The organism is Arthrobacter sp. 10T413_2 (genome assembly GCF_056394205.1).
Map to the genome: position 1 here is coordinate 1 of NZ_JBFTHK010000350.1, position 1,314 is coordinate 1,314.

At 58.0% G+C, this 1,314-nt stretch carries 1 protein-coding gene; it reads left to right on the plus strand.

Annotated elements, in window-relative coordinates:
• Positions 1-598, plus strand: a 598-nt coding sequence (locus tag AC1DBQ_RS23370) for a hypothetical protein (RefSeq protein ID WP_476930761.1), incomplete at its 5' end; no start/stop codon positions are given.
• Positions 599-1,314 lie beyond the last annotated feature (716 nt).

Consider the following 1,314-nt stretch of genomic DNA (forward strand, 5'->3'; position numbering starts at 1 on the left):
GTGCGCTGGGTTAGTAGACGCGGACGGCCACGACGAACTAGACCGTGAGAATCTCGCTGCAAACGACATCAAAATATTGCCGGTGTCGGAAATCGAGAACCTTCTCCTACTCCCTACTGTCTCGCGAGCGATCTTAGAGATGAACGATTTCKAGGGTGAAGAGTTAGAAACGAAGCTCGCTGAGCTGAAGAAAGCAATCCTCGCCGACGCKGCGATCGCCAAAAACGTGAATGAGGTTGTTCTCGGCCACTGTCGTCGTCGTATCGACAGAATACTGAAGCAACTTGACTTTTCGGGGGAGAAGTCGATTGCCGATCTMACTGCCAGCTATTCTGTGCAGACAGGTAAACTGAACGTTGCTGAGCTCGCCGCAGATATTGAAAACAAGATAGCTGCGGCTGTTAGTGCCAGTGATCTCCCTGCTCTACTGGCGGTTTACGATCGGAAGAAGCCCCTCTTGGCGTTGGCATCGTCGCACCTCCGCAACTGTAGGGTCGATGCCTTTAGTGCGTGGACTKCTCGCKCCATTCAGAGCGCGCGCGACGAGCGACTCCGCCTAGCCATTACTGCCGTGCTTCCGGAGCTCATTGCTTATTGAACATATCGCCCTTCATGTGGCCGCCTGCGGGCCAATATTTACTGGCGATGGCCCTCGTTCTTCACGTTTCGCATAGCTACCTGCCCCTTATTTGAACACTAGCGGACGGAACAGGAGGCCAGCACCGCTGGCCGCCGCTTCGCCATCGGAGGGTACATCCAGTACCCCGCTTCCAGTGCTACGCGACCGACAACTGCAATACCCGAACGAGGTCGAGGCCCTTGATGACCTACCGGTGCGGGAGCCAGCTGAGGTCCCGGAGAGAATACCTCCGGGCGGGTGTCTCATACTCGGTGACGACCCCGTATTTGGTGTTCACGAACGCAGACCCGGTGAAGCGGGGGTCTTCAATTGAGACCAGGGCAAGCCTGACTCCTTCACCATCTGCTTCCGCTCCAGCCACCCGGAAGTCGTCCGCAGTTCCGCCCCAGATGCGCATGGACAACGGGAAGAACAGTGCGACCTCCGGTGGGAGGTAATCGTCCCGGTCCCGAGGCGCCTGCTCGACCTCCCCGGTGCCGTACTCGATCCTGCCGCCGTGTGCGGGAGTGAACGACCAGGTTTTGTGGCTCTTCGTGGTTTGTGGGGAATTGATCTCGTGTCGTAGATGACAGAAGGGCCCGTGGCCCTGCTGGGATGAGTGTGTMTAAGCATTCAAACCAGGAACAGGACCACGAGCCTTGACTGAGCCTACCGGGGCGGCGCCTGACGCTGCC